The following is a 20,449-nucleotide window of genomic DNA, read 5'->3' as shown; positions in this document are numbered from 1 at the left end:
CCGCGACTCCCGCCCCTCCGCTCCGGCTCACTCCTCGCGCGCATTGAATATAAGGAATGCGTTCGTCGTTCACCTCCGCTGCGGGTGACACGCGTCGGGGAAATGCTCCCTTTTTATCAAGGAGGTATCGATCATGGTTATGCGTCGTTTGGCTGGGGTTGTTGGGTCCCGTTCTCTTCCCGTCCGTTTTGCTCCGCTCGTTGATCAGGTGGTTTCCTTGCTTCTGTCCTGCGGGTTTTCTGTGGCTTCGGGTGGCGCTGTGGGCGCTGATCAGTTTGCTTTGTCCGCGGTGCTTCGGGCGGGTGCTTCTTCCCGCGGTGTTGTCCATTCGGCCTGGTCTTCTATCGCGGGTTTCCCTTCCGTGGTCCGCGCTGATGTGGTTCAGTTCATTGCGGCCGGGGGTCGCGTGGTCTGGGGTCCTGCTTCTGCCGGGGCTTCCCGCTCCTCCGCGGTTTCTGCTCTTCTTGGCCGCAATAGGCGTTTGGTTTCCGCGTCCTCTGTCGTTGTTGCTTTCCTTCACGGCCCTTCGCGCGGTTCTCTTTACACGGTTCGTCAGGCTGTTTCCCGGGGCGTTCCTGTTGTTGTCTTTCTTTGCGGCGGTGGTGCTTGTCTGCCGCCTGATTTGGCACGCCATTGTTATATTTTCAATGGGGAGGTGATATAATCATGTCTGATATAAAGGTCTTACATTGTTGTGAGCGTTGTTTATATTCTCCACATTGTAATGGACTAAGAAAAACAAAGTGCCCCCGTTTTCTTAGTCACATCAGATTTCTCCACTTGTCCAATGCTCACCGGGAATTAATCTTAGAACTCAAGAATTTAATTTGCTGCCCCTCTCCCTCTGGGAGAGGGAAGGGTGAGGGTTTAAATAAATGCGAAAGGAGGACAAGTGTATGAAAGCTGCTATCTATACGAGGGTTTCAACCGACGGACAAGCTGAAGTCGAGTTTAATTCGTGCGAGGCCCAGGAGATAAAGATCAGGTCTTTTATTTCAAGCCAGAACGATATTGAGGTCTACAAAGTTTATTCTGATCAGGGTTATACAGGAGCCAACACCGACAGACCCGCTCTACAGGAGATGATTGGCGATATACAGAACGGCAAGATTAACACGGTCATGTCCTACAAGATCGACCGCTTGACCAGATCACCTAAAGATTTCTATCAACTCATTGAAATATTTGATCAACACAATGCCAGTTTTATTTCAGTGACAGAGAGATTTGACACTTCAACTCCGTCGGGTCGTCTTCTCCGCAATATCATGCTTACCTTTGGCCAATTTGAAAGAGAGCTCACAAGCGAAAGGATAAGGGACAAAAAGACTGAAATGGCCAAAAAAGGCATGTGGAGTTCTGGGAAGCCTCCTTTCGGATATAAAAAGGAAGATAAAAAGCTCGTGATCGATACGGAGCATTGCAAAACAGTTAAAAAGATATTTGAAACATATATCTTGACAGGCTCTTCTTCGGCCGTCTATAAATGTTTGAAATCAAACGGTATGTTTAATAGGAGAGGTCTTCCGTTTTTTAAAACTGTTATTTGTGACATGTTAAGAAATGTTGTTTACAAGGGCATGATCTTTCACAAAGGAGCTATCTATCAAGGGCAGCACGAACCTATTGTGTCGTGCGAGATGTTTGAAGAAGCGCAGAGGCTTCATAAACCTAAAATATATAGCAGAGTTGTCCACCGTGCTATATTCCATGGGTTGGTCCGCTGCAAAGGCTGCGGGTCCACAATGACTGAAGCGTTCACGAATAAGACGAAGTGGGGAAAGCGGGTTAGATATTTTTATTACCGGTGTTCAAGCATTGGCAAAAGAGATTATTCTTCCTGTGACATAAGACAGGTCAGCGTTGACCGTTTAGACAGGCTTATCATAGAAAATCTTGATAATATATCCAAAAACAATCAATATATGGATAGTTTGATTTTTACGCTCAATAATTCGTTCAAACCCGTGCCAAGCGGTATCGAACCAAGGCCTGTTTCATTGTTGTATACATCGGAAAGGGCTAAAAAAATACTGTTGGATATAATAGGAGCCGAGAAAAATAAAGATATGGCTGAAAAACGGATTATCATGAAAAAGCACATCAAGGAAATATTTTATTCGAAAGACGCCATTGAGGTTGTCTTATTCTACGGCGAAAATTGCTCGCCTGCATCGATAAATAGCTCTGCGATAACAAAAGCGCGCGCGCCAAAACAAAATACGGAGACAGTTTTTTGCACCCACCCGAAAAAATTCCGCCAAGGTTCCGCCGCCGAAAAAATAATCGATGGGAAAAAGATTGCGGTCAATAAAAACGGCACACCAATGGTTTGTAAAGAAAATAATGTGGAGGCACGCGGATTCGAACCGCGGACCTTCTGCTTGCAAAGCAGACGTTCTACCAACTGAACTATGCCCCCATATGCTTGGCTATTAAGACTTCTCTGTCTTCTCTTCCCTTACCAGTCTTTAGATATCGCTCTCTTTTATAGGCATCTGTTCTAGTGTCGAACTCTTCGGCAAACACCAATCTGAACGGTCTCAGGTGTTTTGTGGCCTTGCTTTTTCCTGTCATATGCTCAAGCAATCTTCTTTCGATATCACAAGTGGATCCAGTATAATACCTGCCATTCTTCAAGCTCTTTAAAACATATACATAATACATGTATAACCTTGCCGCGGATCTGTCGCCGCAGGCGACCGTTCTACCAACTGAACTATGCCCCCATTACTTCGCTGTGCGAAGAAACGCCAAATCCCAATCTCTAAATCCTAAACAAATCACAAATCCAAAACCGAAAGTTCCAGAAACCGAACCGCGGACCTTCTGCATGCTAACCGAGCTTTCTACCAACCTGTTCCGAGCGATCCCGAGCGAGCGTAAGCGAGTCAAGGAGAGTCGAGGGGCTGAACTATGCCCCCATGCTTCGACTTCGCTATTTCTAATTTTAGCACACGCGGCAACGGTGGTGAAATTGTGTTCGTAAAAGAACGATAATTGAATCGAGGGGAAATTTACAGATTAAGGAAGGGATATGGGCTCTGTTAATAAAATTTCGGCTTTTTTAAGGCCTGCGGCAAACCGTGTGGGTTTGGCCTGGACGGTATTAAGACACGGAGCGCCTTTGCCGGACCACGGGAGGCAGATCTACGGCCTTATGCAGCGTTTGTCCAGGAGAGACCTTGGCCCCGGACAGATAGCGGCGGTCCAGGTAGAAGCGGTCGTCGATCTTTTAAGAGCGGATTCAGGTATGTTCTATTCCTACAATCCGGAAAACGGACACTTAGCAAGGGTGGCGGGTATCGGAGAGTGGAAAAGTTTGTGGCCGCAGGAGCCGACGCCGCTTAATAAAGGCGATAAAGCGTATTTTGTGGATGTGGCTGTAAACGGAGCAGCGCCGGTAGGCGGCAGGTGCGAAAACTGGTTTATGACCCCCGAAGGGGAACCTTTTGCCCTGTGGATCAATGACAGAGCCGCTCATAGCCCCTCGCAGGATAATTTTAATGCAGACCTTGCAAGCGGCTTTTACGGACATAATCCCAGATTCATTTCGGACATACTTTTTCTTCTTTTGAACAGGAACGGCGCATCGGCCGAGTTCATAATGCTGGCTAATTGGACAAAAAACGCCGGGGTCGGCAGATTTTACCCGATAATTCCTGTGTTGATGAAGGACCAGGTGGAGCAAACGCTCATGACCTTTAGGGATGCCTGTAGTCTTGCCAGGATAGAAGCCGGGGAAAGGCAGGAGCTCGAGCGGCATTATTTTGAATTGAGGATGATCGGAGAAACCTATGCGCATGACGCCAAGAACCGGGCCAAGAGCACTAAAATGGCTGCTGTTATACTAGGAAGGGCTATGAATAGTTTCATGAGTGATCCAACTGAAGAGAACAGAGCGGCTATGGGAAGAATGCTGGCAATTATTGAAGAAGAGTCCGGCTCCGGTGAAAAAACTCTTCTTGAAATGATGAATAAGCTTCTGAGAGGTGATATTGAGTATGAAATGAACTTTGTGCCGATGAACCTGTCCAAGTGGTTTGCTGAAAGGCGGGTTATGCTGGAACAAAATTTTTCAATGAGGGACATCTCCGCCCATGTTGAAATAACTCAAGAACCTTTGCCGGTTAAACTGGATGAAAGGCTTTTCAGTTCCAGAGTGCTTGGAGAATTGCTGACAAATGCCGCCAAATACGGAGGCTCTCAAGTAGAGATAAATGTCTGCAAAAGTCCGACAGGGGCGGAAGCGGTGTTTTCTGTTTCAGATCACGGGATAGGCCTGAACAGACAAGCGCTGCGCGGGATATTTGACAGAGGCGAAAGGGCTACGGATGTAGAAAGCCAGGCTAGTTCCGGATTGGGGCTGTTTGACGCAAGAATGGTCGTTGAAGGGCACGGCGGACGGATCTGGGCCGAAAGTCCCGGAATAGGGCAGGGAACCACCTTTTACGTGACGCTTCCGCTTATAGCAGATTGATTGGTGGGCCCAGGTGGATTTGAACCACCGACCTTGCGATTATCAGTCGCACGCTCTAGCCAACTGAGCTATGAGCCCGAACCTCGCTGGGCGAGGAAATCCAAAATCCAAAACTCAAAATCCTAAAATCATTATAACAAAATATTAAGGCCCTATACAAACAAAAAAGGAAGTTATTTCTAACTTCCCTAATTTGCCGGAACTCTAATAACGCTAATATAATCAACGCTAATACATCGCGAATTTCTCCTAATAACGCGAATTTCATTATTAGCTATCGCTCGCTGGGAGAAAGGTAATATCAAGGTTAGCGTGATTAGCGTAAATTAGAGAACAATTAGCGGATGGATATATTCGTGTCATTGGCGATCTTAAAATTAGAGAGCCCTCAAAACTGAACAGGGAGAGGAACCGTTCCTGAGAAACGGAGCCCCCGCTAACAGAGCATCAGATGCAATCTTGGTTAAGATCGATCGACCTGGAAATAGAAGAATAATAGACGTTCCTAGAAACATCGATTATCTTCGGTTCTCCTTAGAAAGGAGGTGATCCAGCCACACCTTCCGGTACGGCTACCTTGTTACGACTTCACCCCAATCATCAGCTCCACCTTAGAACCCCGCAAGCGGGATGCTTTGGGTGTATCTGACTCTCATGGTGTGACGGGCGGTGTGTACAAGGCCCGAGAACGTATTCACCGCAGCGTACCTCATCTGCGGTTACTAGCGATTCCGGCTTCATGCAGTCGAGTTGCAGACTGCAATCCGAATTGACCGCGCTTTTTTGAGATTTGCTCGCCGTCGCCGGCTTGCTGCTCTTTGTAGCGCGGATTGTAGCACGTGTGTAGCCCTGGACATAAGGGCCATGCTGACTTGACGTCATCCCCGCCTTCCTCCCATTTATCACGGGCAGTCTCGCTAGAGTTTCCCGCCAGAGGCGGGACAACTAGTGATAGGGGTTGCGCTCGTTGCGGGACTTAACCCAACATCTCACGACACGAGCTGACGACAGCCATGCAGCACCTATTCAAGACACCGGTTCAACGGTCCCCCGGTGTTTCCACCAGGATACTTCTTGAATTTCAAGCCCAGGTAAGGTTCTTCGCGTAGCATCGAATTAAACCACATGCTCCACCGCTTGTGCGGGCCCCCGTCAATTCTTTTGAGTTTTAGCCTTGCGGCCGTACTCCCCAGGCGGGTCACTTAACGCGTTAGCTCCGGCACAGAAGGGGTCGATACCTCCTACACCTAGTGACCATAGTTTACGGCAAGGACTACCGGGGTATCTAATCCCGTTTGCTCCCCTTGCTTTCGCATCTCAGCGTCAGAAAATATCCAGAAAGCCGCCTTCGCCACTGGTGTTCCTACCGATATCTACGCATTTCACCGCTACACCGGTAGTTCCGCTTTCCTCTATATCTCTCAAGCCCCGCAGTATCAGATGCGGACCCGGGTTAAGCCCGGGGATTTGACATCTGACTTACGGAACCGCCTACATGCGCTTTACGCCCAATAATTCCGGACAACGCTTGCCCCCTACGTATTACCGCGGCTGCTGGCACGTAGTTAGCCGGGGCTTCCTCTGCGAATACTGTCAATATCCTCTTCGCTGACAGGGTTTTACGACCCGAAGGCCTTCATCACCCACACGGCGTCGCTCCGTCAGGCTTTCGCCCATTGCGGAAAATTCCTCACTGCTGCCTCCCGTAGGAGTCTGGACCGTGTCTCAGTTCCAGTGTGGCTGATCGTCCTCTCAGACCAGCTACCCGTCATAGCCTTGGTGGGCCGTTACCCCGCCAACTAGCTGATAGGCCGCAAGCTCATCCCTTGGCGAAAAACCTTTCTTTTCGGCCTCATGCGAGACCGAAAAAGTATCCGGTATTAGCCCACCTTTCGGCAGGTTATCCCGGACCCAGGGGTAGATTGCTTACGTGTTACTCACCCGTCCGCCACTGACCCCGACTTGCGTCGGGGCCCGTTCGACTTGCATGTGTTAGGCGCGCCGCCAGCGTTCGTCCTGAGCCAAGATCAAACTCTTAGTAAGAATTTGAAAATAACTCTAAAAAAAAGAAAATTCAGGTTGATAATGCACTGTATGTAAAGATCCGATAAGATCGGACCTTTTATCCCTGTTCAGTTTTCAAGGTTCTTTTTCATGTCCGGCCGATGATACCGACTATCTGGACCCGGAAGAAATTCAGGAAGGACAGACAAAGAGGCGTAAAACCGTTGCTCCAGCCTACCTCCTTCCTTTAACAACTATAATTCTACCTATGCCGCGGGGCTTTGTCAAGCGCTCTTTTCATCTGATGCCGTCGAGGTAAGCATCCATCAAAACAGTTCCGTTATAGCGCGAAATCACTTGGAACATAGCCCTGATCTTGTCCTCGAGCCCCGGAGCAAAGGCGGGGTTCCCCTTTTCCATTCCCGACATGAAGGCGTCGATCCTTCTGGCCATGTTAGCAAAGCCGCCTATAAAGCTGTTTGCCAGGATGGTTTCGGCGTTGTCCCTGAGCGCAGAATTGCTCCATAGATGGTTGTGGAGACTGTTCCCGGCGGCGTTTGTTGTGGGCCCGTAGATCGATACCGTGGGCAGGCTCTTCAAGCATCCCGCTCCGCCGTCGTCGGTCCCCAGGATATAGACGCCGTTAGACGATGACTTGATATAACTGGGGCCGAAAGCTTCGGTCCCCTGCGACCTGTTGCTGATAGGGTTTGTTGCGCCGACCCAGCAGCCTCTCATAGCCAGGCCCGGGAATACCCATTTTGCTTTTGCATAATCATAGTCAATAAGAAAATCCGATCCAAATGTTCCCTGTTCGGTATTAATATCTTGGATCAGACCAAGCAGGCTCTCCAGATTGCCTATGGAAAGCATGTCGGAATGGTGGGCAATTCCCCCAAAAAGATAAAAGATCGGGCGGTCCAGTTCTGCAGCGATACTTTTTATTATTTCACGGTTATCTCCCTGAAGGAACTTGAGCAAAAGCCCTATCTTGTATGCGGTGGCGCGCCGCAGCGAGGCGAACATGATCGCGTTGTCGGGTATCTCTGCCCCGAATTTCCTTGGGAAGGAGCCTCTTATAAGGTCCATGAACAGCTTATCCTGAACTGCAAAGGCCTGCGCCATATCCGTTCTAAAGCCGATACTGCCTATTGCCTGATTTTCCACTTCCGGGATTGCCAGCAGATCCGGTGTTTGTCTCCATCCGCTGGTAAAATCATAGCTGTCAAGCACCAGTTGAGCTCCCAGTCCGAGCCATCCGTCAACATCGATGGTGTCGGGAAACAGCCTGAGCGATCTTGGTGAAATATTGTCAGGTATCAGTTTTGGGGCAGTGCTGGAAAAGCCCCTGTCGCGTGCATCCCTTTCCGCTGCGGTCACCATAAAGTGAAGCGGCGAGACCACTCCCGTGTGGCTGCTCATCTGTACTTCCGCGAACAGGGCATTTGTCCTGCTTTCGGGTTCCACCCCAAAAAGTCCCCACATGCATTCGTCGTCCTCGGCGTAATGTTTCTTTACCATGTCACCGGTCGTTCTTGGGACCGTCCCGCCCTGCGGCGCATGAATGGTGGCTGCGCAAAGCATTCTGGTGGCTTCAAGCGCCTCTTCCATGTCCCTTCCGTTGTGCTCATAAAACCAGTCAAACAGGCTGAATTTAAAAAGCGCGGTATGCCCGTCGTGTCCAATAACAAGGCTTGTAAGATTGTCAGGTTTTCCGTTTTCGTCCATAGTGCCGATCAGCCCAAAATGCTGAGCTATCCTGAATCCCCCTTGTCCAAGCACATGCATCTGGTCCAGATTCTCCTGAGAATCTCCCGAATGGTACATGATCCCCGTTATTCCCGGAACGCTTAGCCTCAGCGCCGGGGTCCAGTAATCTTCGACCGCAAAACCGTCAAACATCCACACATCCACCGGCCTGTCTTCCCCGTAAAGCTTAACATTTATAGGAGAACCCAGATAATGGTATCCTTCTACTCCTTCCGGAAAGGTCTCAGTGAACCGGATCTTTTGCCTGTTTCCCTCGAATTCCTGCGTTCTTTTTTGTGTGTGGAGCAGGCTTATGTTGAACAGCCCATATCCGTTGAGCCGTCCATATCTTGCTGCCGTCCAATTGATCGTTTCACTTATTATTCCAAGGCCGCCTGCTCCCTGCGGAGGCATGTTTGCATAGGATTGAATTGCTCCCCAAAGCGCCTCGGTAGAGTAGCCTTTCATCGCGGCAAGCGATGAGGTGTATCCTGAGTGGTCAATCCCAAAAGCGGTCTGACAGACCCTTAGCTGTGAAGGTGCCCATACGCTTTCCATGTCAACATCTATTATTACCCTGTGCCTTGGGTTTGCCGCAGCGAGGCTCCTCTGGCCAAGAACCCAATTGTTCAACGCTTGAAGACCTGTCTTGCTTATTTCTGGCATTTTTTCCTCCCTGTCATGATCCTAGTATCCAATTGAATATCTAAACAAAAGCAAAAGGATTTCACATTTTGAAAAAGAAGCGGCAAAATCGTATATAATTATTTATGCAATGCGCTTATATCCGACACTGATACTGTTATTGTTCCTGTTGTTGCAAAACGGCCCTGCAGGAGCAAGCCTTTTGGTGCTTCCCGAAGCTCCAGTTCAGGGCAGAACAGTAGTCGTCCTGCTTACCGGTGAGGCCGCGGTATCCGCACGGATGGAATTTTTTGGAAAAACGATACCGTTCTATGGAAGCGCTGGAGATCTTTATGCAATAGCCGGAGTACCTGTCCTAACAGCTCCCGGCACCCATGTGATCACGGTTCACGCAAGCGACGAGGCCGGCAATACTTATGCTATTTCTAAAAGTATCCGCGTTCTTAAAGGAAAGTTCCTTGCAGAAAAACTTGCTTTTCCTCCTTCAAAGAGCGGCAATCTGGTGGCCTCAAAGATAAGGGCGGACCAGGACGAGCTGTCCAGGATCTTTAGGCAATGGACCCCGAACAGGCTCTGGTCCGGCAAATTCTTAATGCCGATAAAAGGCAGGATCACTTCTCCTTTCGGGGCTTATAGGCTCTATAACGGGAAGAGATTGGGGGATCACAGGGGTACCGATATAGGGGGAAATCCTGTCGGGGCAGTTATAAAGGCGGCAAATTCAGGCGTAGTGGCCTTTGCGAAACATCTTCCTGCTCTCGGTTCCGTTATAGTTCTTGACCACGGTCAGGGCATACACTCTATATATATACACATGAGCAAGACCCTTGTTACTGCCGGCCAGATCGTCAAAAAAGGACAGTCAATTGGAAAAGTGGGGAGCACTGGCGTTTCAACGGGACCTCATCTCCATTTCGGGATAAGTGTGCACGATACAAGAGTGGAGCCGATGGAGTGGGTTAATAGGTTGATAGCGGAATAAAGATTTGAGCGCCATAGGGTATTGTTCCGGAAATGTCCAATGACCAATATCCAATTTCCAATGATATAATCTAATAATAGTGAGATCTTCAATTTACGCTATCATTGATGCCGACACCAACCGCTTAATGGAAGGACTCCGGGTTGTTGAAGAGGCCGCAAGATTTATTTGGCGCGACAAAGAACTCACAAAAAAGATAAAATATCTCCGCGGAAAAGTCAAAGAGGCAGTGTTTTTAGCGTCCAAAGGTGATGAAAGGCTTCTTGATTCAAGAAATATAAAAAAGGACAGCGGCAGAAAACTTTACTCTGAGCCCGAAGGGAAAAGACCGGACCTGCCCTCAATCATAACCGCGAACATCAAAAGAGCGCAGGAGGCGGCCAGGGTACTCGAAGAATTTGCAAAATTGATTGACCCGAATGTTGGCAGAGAATTTAAAAAGATTAGATTTGAAATATATGAGATTGAGAAATGCCTTTGTAGGGGCATGCGGCTGTATGCCCGTGCGGATAAATTAGATTTCGATCTCTATGTCGTTACCGATCCGGATGTGTTGGGCGGCAGGTCGCCGGTCGATGCGGTGAGGGAGATCATCAAAGGCGGGTGCAGGATGATCCAGTTGAGAGATAAGAAAGCCTCAATTGGGCAGTATTACAGGTGGGCCAAGGAAATTGCGGAAATATGTAGGGGCGTGTCGAGACACGCCCCCAGGACAAAATTCATCGTCAATGATTATATTGATGTGTGCCTGGCCGTGGGCGCGGACGGGATACATTTGGGCCAATCGGATATCCCCGTTCATGTTGCAAGAAAGCTTTTGGGCCTGGATAAGATCATAGGCCTTTCCACGCATAGCAAACAGCAGGCGTTAAAAGGCGCCAAAAGCGGAGCCGACTATATAAGTATCGGCCCTATATTCTCCACGCCAAGCAAACCTGATAACCGCACACTTGGCATTGAGTTTGTTAAGTGGGCTTCAAAGAGCATAGATACTCCGTTCGTTGCGATAGGGGGCATAAATGGAACGAATATCCGCGATGTGATCAAGGCCGGCGCCAGGCGGGTTGCCGTTATACGCGCCGCGATCGCCCCAAAAGACATAGCTTCTTCAACAAAAAAATTAAGGAGGGCTTTTAAATGAGCGAGGAACTTGTAATAGCGGGGCGAAAATTCAGGTCAAGACTAATGCTGGGGACCGGAAAATACAAGACTTTTGAGTTAATGAAAGAAGCCCTTGATGCCTCCGGCTGCGAGATCGTTACGGTTGCCGTGCGCAGAGTGAATCTGGACAAGCCGCAGGAAAAAAGCCTGCTTGACTATATAGACAGAAACAAGTACTTTATTCTTCCCAATACCGCAGGCTGCTACAGCGTGGACGAGGCTGTCAGGATAGCCAGGCTTGGAAAGGCCGCTGGACTTACAAACTGGGTTAAACTGGAAGTGATCGCTGATCCAAAATATCTTTTTCCTGACCCTATAGCCACGATAGAGGCCGCAAAGATACTGATCAAAGAAGGTTTTATAGTTCTTCCCTATACCACCGATGATGTAACGGTCGCAAAAAAGCTTGCCGAGATAGGATGCTCCACGGTAATGCCGGGAGCCTCGTTCATAGGGTCCGGTCAGGGAGTGCCTAATTATGCCAAGATAAAACTTATTAAGGCGTCGGTATCTGTTCCTGTGGTGGTGGATTCCGGCATCGGCTGTGCCTCAGATGCCGCTGTAGCCATGGAAACAGGGGCGGATGCGTGTCTTATCAATACTGCAGTAGCCGAGGCCGAAAATCCAGTTCTGATGGCTGAGTCAATGAAGCTTGCGGTGGAAGCCGGCAGAAAGTCGTTTCTTTCCGGAAGAATGCCCGTCAGGGAATATGCCAGTGCAAGTTCGCCTGCAGCAGGCATCTCAAAATAGGCCCTATCCCTCGATAGGATGAAATCGTATTAATTTGCGCCGATATACCTGTAGAGGTAGAAATGCCGGTTTCAATAACCACCAAACAAATAGGTTATGGCCTTCAATCGAGGGTATTCCTTTCTGAAGACGGGAAGTCCGTGCGAAAGATATCCCGTTTTGATCCTTGCAGCAGACTGGGATTGGCTTTTTTGAGGAGTTATGCTATTGGAATAGCCCGCATTCCCGAGCAAATGCCGAAAACCTCCGTTGTAGGCAATACCATTTTTCAGGAGAGAGTGGAACTGTTCGATGGGCTTATCAGGACTTTGCCGGGTCAAAGGGATGCTCATCAGGTAAAAGGGCATCTTGACGATTTTATAGCCGTAAACAGGAGGCTTTGGGAAAAGGGACTTACCCTTAGCTTTGATGCCAGGTTCCTGAATTTTGGCTACAGAAAAGGCGAGGAGTCAAATCCTTTAGTCCTTGATGCCGGCAGGCTTGATGACAAGCTTACGGTGTGGAACGCCTTAGGGGTCCTTACTGCTCATGCTTTTAATTTTTCCCATCTTGCCAAGTTGGACCTGTTAAGGCCTATTGAGTCCCTGGACCTGGCGTTATACTATGCGGGACAGGTCTGGAGAGAAATGAATCTTTTAAATTATGTCAGGCTTTTGGGGAGCCGAGGTTGATCAGGTCCACTATCTGCTTTCTTTTTGCCTTTGAGACCGTGGTTTTTCCGCTTATGATCTGGGCAAAAAGCTCGCTTTCTATCCCGTATCTTATGTAGACCTCTTTTGGGATGATCTGAAGTGTCTTGTTCGTTTCCCATTCCCTTGAATAGTCTTTCTTGTAGAACTTGAGCCAGTGCTCGTGCACGTTCCGGCTGTGCGAGACCTTGGCGTACCTGACTATCTTTCTGATGCTTCTGACGGCGCCTTGCGGGGCTTTGATCTGCTTGGTCAAAAGGCTTATGTAGATGTGATGCCCAAGTTCGTGAGCGGCGGTTTCTATAACATCCTGAGCGGGAAATACGACCTTTTCTTTGTTTATCATGCCCTCCGTGCTTACATGAATGCTGCGGTCCTTCATATCGTAATAGCCTATTGAGGACCAGAGTTTTCCGTGGCTGGCCGATCTAAAGGCTTTTTTACGCAGCACATATTTTGCGTTGTCGATGATCTCTGTTCTGATGCCTGTAAGGAGAAGGCAGAGTTTAAGGCTGTCTGCGCTGCTAATCTGCTGGTTTTCGATAAGGTCTTTCACGAGACTTTTTATCCTCTTTTTATCAAACTTTTCCTTGTGCCTCTTAAGGAGTTTTTCCAGGTCCAGTATTCTCCATTTTCCGCCCATGATCCATCGGTATATCTGCGAAGCTACAAAAAGCCTGTCCGGCTGGGTGACATTGCCTTCCTCGTCCAGCACATCCTTTATTTCTATAGGGCTGTGCAGGGTGCGGGTGAACGGGTTCAGCGACAGAGCTTCGTTGAACTCATCAATGATCCATTTAAGATACTGAAGTTCTTCGAGTTTCATGGGTTTATTTGGGGCCTAAAGATATATCGGCGCAGGGGAGAGAGAACTTGTGGGAAAAGCTGTCTAAAATATGGCTTAATTAAAACAAAAAGAATGGACAAATCATGGGTTTGAATCTATGAATCAAATACCTTCCGCAACCATATCCCCGACCTCTGTTGTTGAATAACCCATCTTGCCCGCAGCCATCGACTTCATCTTTTTGCAAGCGGCCATTATTGACTTTTCAACGGCTGCCGCAGCCTTTTCTTCGCCGATGTTCTCAAGCAGCATCTGAAGAGCGCCGATCGCGGCGAGAGGATTTATAACATTCTTTCCGGTGTATTTTGGCGCAGATCCGCCTATAGGCTCAAACATCGAGACACCCTCGGGGTTTATATTCCCGCCGGCTGCTATTCCCATTCCGCCCTGGATCATTGCTCCCAGGTCGGTTATTATGTCTCCGAACAAATTGTCGGTTACAATAACGTCAAACCATTCCGGGTTCTTTACAAACCACATGCAGGTGGCGTCCACATGAGCGTAGTCCGGTTTGATGTCAGGATATTCTTTTGCCACTTCATAGAATGTTCTTTCCCACAGATCGAACGCATATGTCAGAACATTCGTCTTTCCAACCAGCGTAAGTTGTTTCTTTTTGTCCCGTTTTCTTGCCAGTTCAAAAGCGTACCTTATGCACCTTTCAACGCCTTTTCTGGTGTTTATCGAGTCCTGTATCGCGACTTCATCCTTGGTCCCTTTTTTGAGCGATCCCCCCGTGCCTACATAGAGCCCCTCGGTATTTTCCCTTACGACCACAAAGTCTATGTGCTCCGGCCCTTTGTCCTTTAACGGTGTCCAGACATTCTCATAGAGCTTGACCGGGCGCAGATTGATGTACTGATCAAGACCGAACCTTGTCTTTAACAAAATGCCTTTTTCAAGGATGCCGGGAGCCACTTTTGGATGGCCGATTGCGCCAAGAAGCACCGCGTCATATTTCTTAAGCCCGTTTATCTCTTCATCAGTTATTGTTATGCCTGTCTCAAGATATCTGTTGCCGTCATAGGGGAGCTGGGTGGTTTCGCATTTGATGCTGAATTTTTTCTCGACAGCCTTCAAAACTTTTAGAGCTTCCGCAACCACTTCCGGCCCCGTTCCGTCCCCTCCGATAACTCCTATCTTATAGTTTTTCTTTGACATGCTGTACAAGGCCTCCTTTGTCTATTATGTTCTTCATGAACTCCGGGAACGGTTCGGCTCTGTAGGTTTTTCCTGTTGTTCCATCATTTATCGTGCCTTTTTCCAGGTCCACCTTCAGGATGTCTCCTTCGCTTATCTCGTCAGTTTCTTTTATTTCCATTATCGGAAGCCCGACATTAATGGAATTCCTGAAAAATATCCTGGCAAAAGACTTTGCGATAACAGCCGAAATACCGGCGGCCTTGATCGCGACCGGAGCGTGTTCGCGGGATGAGCCGCAGCCGAAATTTTCACCTGCGACAATAAAATCCCCCTTGCCCGCTTTTTTTGCGAACTCAGGGTCGGCATCCTCCATGCAATGCTTTGCCAGCTCCGCAGGATCATGCGTGTTCAGATATCTGGCCGGTATTATGAGGTCAGTATCGATATTGTCTTTGAATTTCCAGACTTTGCCTTGCATGACCTCATTATATCAAAAAAACGCGCGGCGACGGGCTTTATTGAACAAATTTATTGCGTGTGCTATTATCTTTGCCCAGGAGGGTGAATAATGCTAAGAATGCGGTTTCCGCTTTTTGCGGTCCTATGCGTGTTTCTGCTTCAATCCGTTTCATTTGCCTCTCTTTATCTGGGTGAAACACAGGCGGTTCTGGAAAGCGTTTCCAATAAATATACAGTTGTAAATTTCGGAACAGAAATAAAGGCTCCTCCTTATGTAAGCACCTATCCGATAGACGGCAAATTCAGCGTCAGATACAGGCTCAGGGATGATTCCAAACTTGCCGGATACAAGAATAATGTCTGGCAGACCCTGGAAAGGTTCGATTTTGCGTCCTGGTCGTGGATAGTGGGAGGCACCGGCAATTCAAATACAGGCGCGGACTCGATGAGAGGAACCTATGACAACTGGGGCTTCTGGGACATCTATCCTCTGCAGCCGAATCCTGTTACCAGGTACAAAGTGACCTTGAGCGCCGATACCAAAACCGTTCCGCGAAAGACCCAGAGCATGGTCTTTTATGTGGGGAGGACGGCTCCCGAAGGTGCAAGGACTCTTGCCCAGAGGAACGCGGCAGCCAAATGGATAGCCGGCAGGCTGGAGCGCGCTGCCATGTATAAGGACCTTGCCAATACAGTAAGGGCAAGAAGAACTTCTTCTTCCAGCATAAACTACGGGCTGGAAATGACCAAGATAATTGTCAGTGCCTGCGGGCTGTTCGGGCCCACTGATGTGCAGGGGTACGGGATCGAAACAGGCCTGAATTTTCTTGACCTTGCTTCCAGTGTGTTCGGGAATTTGGCCACTTCGACTCTGGTTTCGGCAGGGGGAGCGGTCTATCAGGCGTATGACTGGGGCAAATGGGCCAAGACGACCCTCCAAAGTTCGGCGAACCTGTGGAACTCAACTCTTACAAGTTTTGCTGCCCAGCAAAGCATGAACCAAGTGGGCGCTTCCCTTGAAACTGCTCTGGATAATCTGGCAGCTTCTATGAGGGACGAGGCTAACGAAGCCATGAGGATAACCTACACAAGTCCCTATGACTCTTCTTCCGGCTGGCTGGGTTTGCTGTCGCTTGAAAAGTCAAGAGCTCACAGTGCAGGGGTCGAAGCCGCTACCGCAATGGATAAAGCAAAAGTAATAGCAGGCGAAGGCTCCGAGATCTATAACTTCTATAAGATAATCAACCAGTTAGCAAATTCTGACTGGGCGGTATTGAACGCGGCTCTGCCTTAATGATCCCGGGACTAGAGAGCTTCGGGCGAGGCGATTTGCCCTGCAACGGCCGAAGCCGCAGCCACAGCTGCATTTGAGAGGTATACTTCGGACTTGGGATGTCCCATTCTTCCCACAAAGTTCCTGTTGGTCGTAGCCACGCATCTTTCGCCTTCCGCAAGTATTCCCATATGGCCGCCTAGGCAGGGGCCGCAGGTGGGAGTCGAGATGGCGGCTTCCGCTTTCATAAAGGTATCAAAAAGACCTTCTTTCATCGCCTGACTGTATATTTCCTGTGTTGCCGGAATTATTATCAGCCGTACATCAGGATGTCTTTTCTTACCCTTGAGAACTTTTGCCGCAACACGGAGATCCTCTATCCTTCCGTTGGTGCAGGAACCGATGACTACCTGGTCGATCTTGACCTTTCCAACCTTGCTTATAGGCTTTGCGTTTGACGGCAGATGAGGGAAAGAAACCTGCGGCTCGATATCGGCGCAGTCGTATTCGATGACACGGCAATATTGGGCATCCGGGTCGCTGCCAAGATAGATAGGTTGGGGCAGACGGCCGTCTGTCCTTACATGATCGCGCACATACTTTTTGGTGATCGCATCCGGTATGATGATCCCGTTCTTCCCGCCCGCCTCGATGGCCATGTTGCACATTGCAAGACGGCTGTCCATAGATAGCTTGGAGATCGCGGGCCCTGTGAACTCCATAGACATGTATCTGGCTCCGTCAACGCCTATATCTCCGATCGTATAAAGTATCAGGTCTTTTCCGCTGACCCATTTATTGAACTTTCCTTTAAAAACAAATTTTATCTGTTCAGGAACTTTTAGCCATACTTTTCCCGTTGCCATGGCCGCCGCCATGTCTGTTGACCCGACTCCGGTGGAAAATGCGCCAAGAGCGCCGTAAGTGCATGTGTGAGAATCAGCTCCGATTATCAATTGGCCCGAATATACAAGCCCCTGTTCGGGAAGGAGCGCATGCTCGACTCCCATACAGCCCAGTTCAAAGAAATGTTTTATCTTAAATTTTTTGGCGAATTCACGCATCTGCTTGACCTGCTGGGCGGATTTGATGTCTTTGTTAGGTGTAAAGTGATCCGGAACAAGCATGATCTTGTCTTTGTTAAAGACCTTCTTTATCTCGAATTTTTCAAACTCAGTGATCGCAGGAGGCGCGGTTATATCGTTGCCAAGGACAACATCGCAGTTAGCTTCTATGAATTGTCCCGGATAGACTTCCTTTTTCCCGCAGTGGGCGGCAAGGATCTTTTGCGTTATTGTTTGCGGCATGCTGACTAAATTATATCACAGACGCATAACCCCTCGATATGAGGAGTTCTCGGGAAAAAGTTGTAGAGCTTCCGGAATTTGACCTCATAGAGATCATTGATCAGATCGATGTCCCTTGTCTGTGAGACAACATTACACGAAAGATAAATTATCCTTTTTGGCCTTGCATCCAATATTTTCTTGATAAGTTTGGGATGAAGCCCGGCTCTTGGCGGGTCCAGTATCAGCAATTTGTCATCAGTGATCAGCTCCGCGACCTTTTCTGCCGGGCTTAAGATGGCTTTTGCGTTCTTTACCCCGTTTGACCAGATATTCTTATTTGCAAAATCAACGGAATCAGCAACTATATCAACAAGTTCAACATTTTTCGCATTCTTTGCCAATGCCAGGCCGATAGTTCCGACCCCGCAGTACAGGTCAAGGATTGCACTTGCCGGTTTTGCGTAAGCTTTTATATCTTCCAGCGCCATCTCAAAGACAGGAAGGTTGACCTGAAAAAAGCTTGAAAGCCCATAAGACAAATTTAACCCGCCGACTTTATCGGTAAGAATGTCCTCTTGTGCCGGATGGATGATCTCCGTTGTAAGTGCGGCAGGGGATCTGGGGTCTGAATATATGACTTGAAGGTTTGCAGTGTCCGGCTTTGGCAGCCCCTTTATTTTGGAGTAAAGCCCCTCTATCACTTTTCCTGAAGCATTGGAGCGCAGCACAAGGCATTTTAGATCGTCAGGGTTTATGTTCTTCCTGTCGATCCATTCAACTGCCTGTCTTGCCGTTTCGTTTATTTTAGGGGCTGCAAGGATACATCCGTCTATTGAGGTCTTTCTTCTTTTCCCTCTCTCAAAAAATGCAAGTGAGGCTCTGCCGTCATCATCTCTTGTAAAGCTGAACTCCATTTTGTTGCGGTAGCCCGTGCGGATATCGTTGGTTGCAATGTCTATTAATGCGGCTCTCGAGCCGCATTTACGGGCTATTTCCATCTTATGTCGGTTTTCCGCCTCCCAGGTCATGATCGACCAGGGGCTGCAGGAAAGAAAATGGCCTTCAAGCGGAGCGGTGCGGTCAGGGGACGCAGATAGGACCGTTTCTGCAATTGCAATGATCTGTCCCTTCTTTTTGCCTGTCTGTTTTGCTATAATTTTTTCCCCGGGCAGGGAATTCCACACCGCCGCGGGCCTGGAGTTGTGTGCGGCAATCCCATAACCGGACGGATGCAGTTTTTCTACGGTGATCTCAAAGGGTTCAAAAGGTCTCACTGTTTATACGCTGTCGCTGCGGTCAAAAAAGAAGGAGGCAAGCGAAACCATGAAGGCCGAAGAGGCAAGGCAGATCAGAAAATTAAATGACACCGGGAACATAGAATGTCCTATCAGTGCTCCTCTGATGCCGTCCACGCCGTAGGTTAGAGGATTGGCATAAGAAAATATCCTTACCCATACCGGAAGGTTGGAAATAGGGGATACAGCTCCGGACAAAAAGAAAAGAGGGAACATGACGAAATTGATTATGAGTTCAAATCCCTGCGCGTCCCTCATATTGGAGGCAAAAGACAGTCCCAGCGATATGAATGTCAGCGAGATCAGCACCATAAAAGCCAGCATCGCGCCAAATCCCAGAACCATTCTGTACCATGGGAAGGCCGTGTTCATATGAAAACCCAGGAAAAAGGATATAGAGAACAGGATCATTCCCTGTATCAGTCCGGTAGTGGCGCCGCCGGCTATCCTTCCCAGGGCTATCGAAACCCTGCTGACGGGGGCGACCATGATCTCCTTAAGGAACCCGAACTCCCTGTCCCACAGGACAGAGATCCCGGAGAACATGGATGAAAAGAGCATGTTCATCCCGATTATTCCGGGCACAAGAAAGCGCATGTAGCTTATGCCTTTATCTATGCCTGGAACATCCGAGCCTCGAAAGCCAAGCCCCAAAAAAGCAAGGAACATCAGCGGCATCGCAGCCGAACCTATTATCCTTTCCTTTGCGCGCGAGAACTTTTTCATCTCCCGCAGCCATAAGATGTATATTGCCCGTAATTCGATCATGACTTCCTTTTTCGGAACCGGGGACTAAAAGTCGCGGTTCCGGATTTTTCAGGAGCCGAGGCTTTTAGCCTCAGGTTCCTGAAAGCAGTTCCAAACTACCAGATCTTTTCCCTTTCCTCGACATTTCTTATGTCTGTGCCTACATATTTAAGAAAGACATCTTCAAGTGAGCACTCCGGGCCGCAGGCGGCTTTTAATGAATCCGGTGTATCGTTTACCAGTATCTTTCCGTGGTCGATGATGGCTATCCTGTCGCAAAGAAAGTCAGCCTCTTCCATATAGTGAGTTGTCAGGATCACGGTCACCTTATATTCCTTTATAAGGTTCTTAACATAGTTCCAGATGAGCCTTCTTGTCTGTGAGTCCAGCCCCAGTGTGGGCTCGTCCAGGAAAAGCACCTTTGGCCGGTGGATAAGTCCTCTCGCTATTTCAAGACGCCTTTTCATCCCTCCGGAGTAGTTCTGCGTCATGACATTTTCTTTCTCTCTAAGTTCAACAAGACTTAATAGCGTATCGATCCTTTTTTTGTAGACCTTTGGCTCAATGCCGTACATCATCGCATGGAACTCAAGGTTTTCGCGCCCCGATAATTTTGAGTCCAGGGCCGGTTCCTGAAATACCATGCCGATGTTCTTTCTCACCTCGTTCTTCTGGGTCGACACATCAAACCCCGCCACTTTAGCCGAACCGGAGGTCAATCTGAGGAGGGTAGCAAGTATATTTAGGGTGGTTGTCTTTCCCGCACCGTTGGGGCCAAGCAGGCCAAAGCACCTGCCTTCTTCCACATCAAATGTGATGCCTTTGACCGCGGCAGTGTTCTTAAATTGTTTTATGAGGTCTTTGACTTCGATGGCGGGCATATGGCAATTATATCAGGGAAATCCCTTGCTTATATTAACGATATATGTATAGGAG

16 protein-coding genes, 2 tRNA genes and 1 rRNA gene are annotated in these 20,449 nt (G+C 48.6%); 7 read left to right on the top strand and 12 right to left on the bottom strand.

What is annotated here, in order from left to right; all coding sequences use genetic code 11:
• Positions 1 to 139 precede the first annotated feature (139 nt).
• The gene (locus WC490_02465; GenBank protein ID MFA5097473.1) at positions 140 to 664 is read left to right on the top strand and encodes a DNA-processing protein DprA; all 525 of its coding nucleotides are present in this window, start codon (positions 140 to 142) and stop codon (positions 662 to 664) included.
• Between the two features lie 1,685 nt (positions 665 to 2,349).
• Here WC490_02465 and WC490_02460 read toward each other — a convergent pair.
• Positions 2,350 to 2,422, bottom strand: a tRNA-Ala gene (locus tag WC490_02460).
• Positions 2,413 to 2,667, bottom strand: coding sequence for a GIY-YIG nuclease family protein (locus WC490_02455; protein ID MFA5097472.1), 255 nt, complete (start codon positions 2,665 to 2,667; stop codon positions 2,413 to 2,415). The genes WC490_02460 and WC490_02455 overlap by 10 nt, the downstream gene beginning before the upstream one ends.
• 370 nt (positions 2,668 to 3,037) lie before the next feature.
• Here WC490_02455 and WC490_02450 point away from each other — a divergent pair, with 370 nt between their 5' ends.
• Positions 3,038 to 4,480, top strand: a complete 1,443-nt coding sequence (locus WC490_02450; GenBank protein MFA5097471.1) for a sensor histidine kinase — start codon at positions 3,038 to 3,040, stop codon at positions 4,478 to 4,480.
• 1 nt (position 4,481) lies between these two features.
• Here the strand turns inward: WC490_02450 and WC490_02445 are convergent.
• From WC490_02445 to WC490_02435, 3 genes are all read right to left on the bottom strand, one after another.
• Positions 4,482 to 4,558, bottom strand: a tRNA-Ile gene (locus WC490_02445).
• 460 nt (positions 4,559 to 5,018) lie between these two features.
• Positions 5,019 to 6,523, bottom strand: a 16S ribosomal RNA gene (locus WC490_02440).
• A 258-nt stretch (positions 6,524 to 6,781) separates the two neighbouring features.
• Positions 6,782 to 8,899 (bottom strand): hypothetical protein, encoded by a 2,118-nt coding sequence (locus WC490_02435; protein MFA5097470.1) that lies wholly within the window; start codon positions 8,897 to 8,899, stop codon positions 6,782 to 6,784.
• Positions 8,900 to 9,008: 109 nt separating this feature from the next.
• Here WC490_02435 and WC490_02430 point away from each other — a divergent pair, with 109 nt between their 5' ends.
• From WC490_02430 to WC490_02415, 4 genes are all read left to right on the top strand, one after another.
• Positions 9,009 to 9,860, top strand: coding sequence for a peptidoglycan DD-metalloendopeptidase family protein (locus WC490_02430; protein MFA5097469.1), 852 nt, complete (start codon positions 9,009 to 9,011; stop codon positions 9,858 to 9,860).
• Positions 9,861 to 9,939: 79 nt separating this feature from the next.
• Positions 9,940 to 11,001, top strand: coding sequence for a thiamine phosphate synthase (locus WC490_02425; GenBank protein ID MFA5097468.1), 1,062 nt, complete (start codon positions 9,940 to 9,942; stop codon positions 10,999 to 11,001).
• The gene (locus WC490_02420; GenBank protein MFA5097467.1) at positions 10,998 to 11,771 is read left to right on the top strand and encodes a thiazole synthase; all 774 of its coding nucleotides are present in this window, start codon (positions 10,998 to 11,000) and stop codon (positions 11,769 to 11,771) included. The genes WC490_02425 and WC490_02420 overlap by 4 nt, the downstream gene beginning before the upstream one ends.
• Before the next feature lie 62 nt (positions 11,772 to 11,833).
• Positions 11,834 to 12,442, top strand: a complete 609-nt coding sequence (locus WC490_02415) for a hypothetical protein (protein MFA5097466.1) — start codon at positions 11,834 to 11,836, stop codon at positions 12,440 to 12,442.
• Here WC490_02415 and WC490_02410 read toward each other — a convergent pair.
• The 3 genes from WC490_02410 to leuD form a co-directional block, all read right to left on the bottom strand.
• Positions 12,417 to 13,286, bottom strand: a complete 870-nt coding sequence (locus WC490_02410; protein MFA5097465.1) for a hypothetical protein — start codon at positions 13,284 to 13,286, stop codon at positions 12,417 to 12,419. The two genes, WC490_02415 and WC490_02410, sit on opposite strands and share 26 nt — an antisense overlap.
• A 123-nt stretch (positions 13,287 to 13,409) precedes the next feature.
• Positions 13,410 to 14,468, bottom strand: coding sequence for a 3-isopropylmalate dehydrogenase (locus tag WC490_02405; GenBank protein ID MFA5097464.1), 1,059 nt, complete (start codon positions 14,466 to 14,468; stop codon positions 13,410 to 13,412).
• Positions 14,449 to 14,928, bottom strand: coding sequence for a 3-isopropylmalate dehydratase small subunit (gene leuD, locus WC490_02400; protein MFA5097463.1), 480 nt, complete (start codon positions 14,926 to 14,928; stop codon positions 14,449 to 14,451). Before leuD ends, WC490_02405 begins: the two co-directional genes overlap by 20 nt.
• Positions 14,929 to 15,018: 90 nt before the next feature.
• Here leuD and WC490_02395 point away from each other — a divergent pair, with 90 nt between their 5' ends.
• Positions 15,019 to 16,203 (top strand): hypothetical protein, encoded by a 1,185-nt coding sequence (locus WC490_02395; GenBank protein MFA5097462.1) that lies wholly within the window; start codon positions 15,019 to 15,021, stop codon positions 16,201 to 16,203.
• A gap of 11 nt (positions 16,204 to 16,214) precedes the next feature.
• Here the strand turns inward: WC490_02395 and leuC are convergent, their stop codons facing one another.
• The 4 genes from leuC to WC490_02375 all read right to left on the bottom strand — a co-directional run bounded on the left by leuC (position 16,215) and on the right by WC490_02375 (position 20,394).
• Positions 16,215 to 17,489 (bottom strand): 3-isopropylmalate dehydratase large subunit, encoded by a 1,275-nt coding sequence (leuC, locus tag WC490_02390; GenBank protein ID MFA5097461.1) that lies wholly within the window; start codon positions 17,487 to 17,489, stop codon positions 16,215 to 16,217.
• A gap of 5 nt (positions 17,490 to 17,494) precedes the next feature.
• Positions 17,495 to 18,745, bottom strand: a complete 1,251-nt coding sequence (locus WC490_02385; protein MFA5097460.1) for a methyltransferase — start codon at positions 18,743 to 18,745, stop codon at positions 17,495 to 17,497.
• Positions 18,746 to 18,748: 3 nt separating this feature from the next.
• Complete coding sequence (locus WC490_02380) at positions 18,749 to 19,534, bottom strand: ABC transporter permease (protein MFA5097459.1); 786 nt, start codon at positions 19,532 to 19,534, stop codon at positions 18,749 to 18,751.
• Positions 19,535 to 19,629: 95 nt separating this feature from the next.
• The gene (locus WC490_02375) at positions 19,630 to 20,394 is read right to left on the bottom strand and encodes an ATP-binding cassette domain-containing protein (GenBank protein ID MFA5097458.1); all 765 of its coding nucleotides are present in this window, start codon (positions 20,392 to 20,394) and stop codon (positions 19,630 to 19,632) included.
• Between the last annotated feature and the right edge of the window lie 55 nt (positions 20,395 to 20,449).

The sequence above is a fragment of the Candidatus Margulisiibacteriota bacterium genome (genome assembly GCA_041650635.1).
Lineage (GTDB): Bacteria > Margulisbacteria > WOR-1 > JAKLHX01 > JBAZKV01 > JBAZKV01.
The sequence above is the reverse complement of the archived record's forward strand: the minus strand, read 5'-3'. Positions and strand labels throughout refer to the sequence as shown.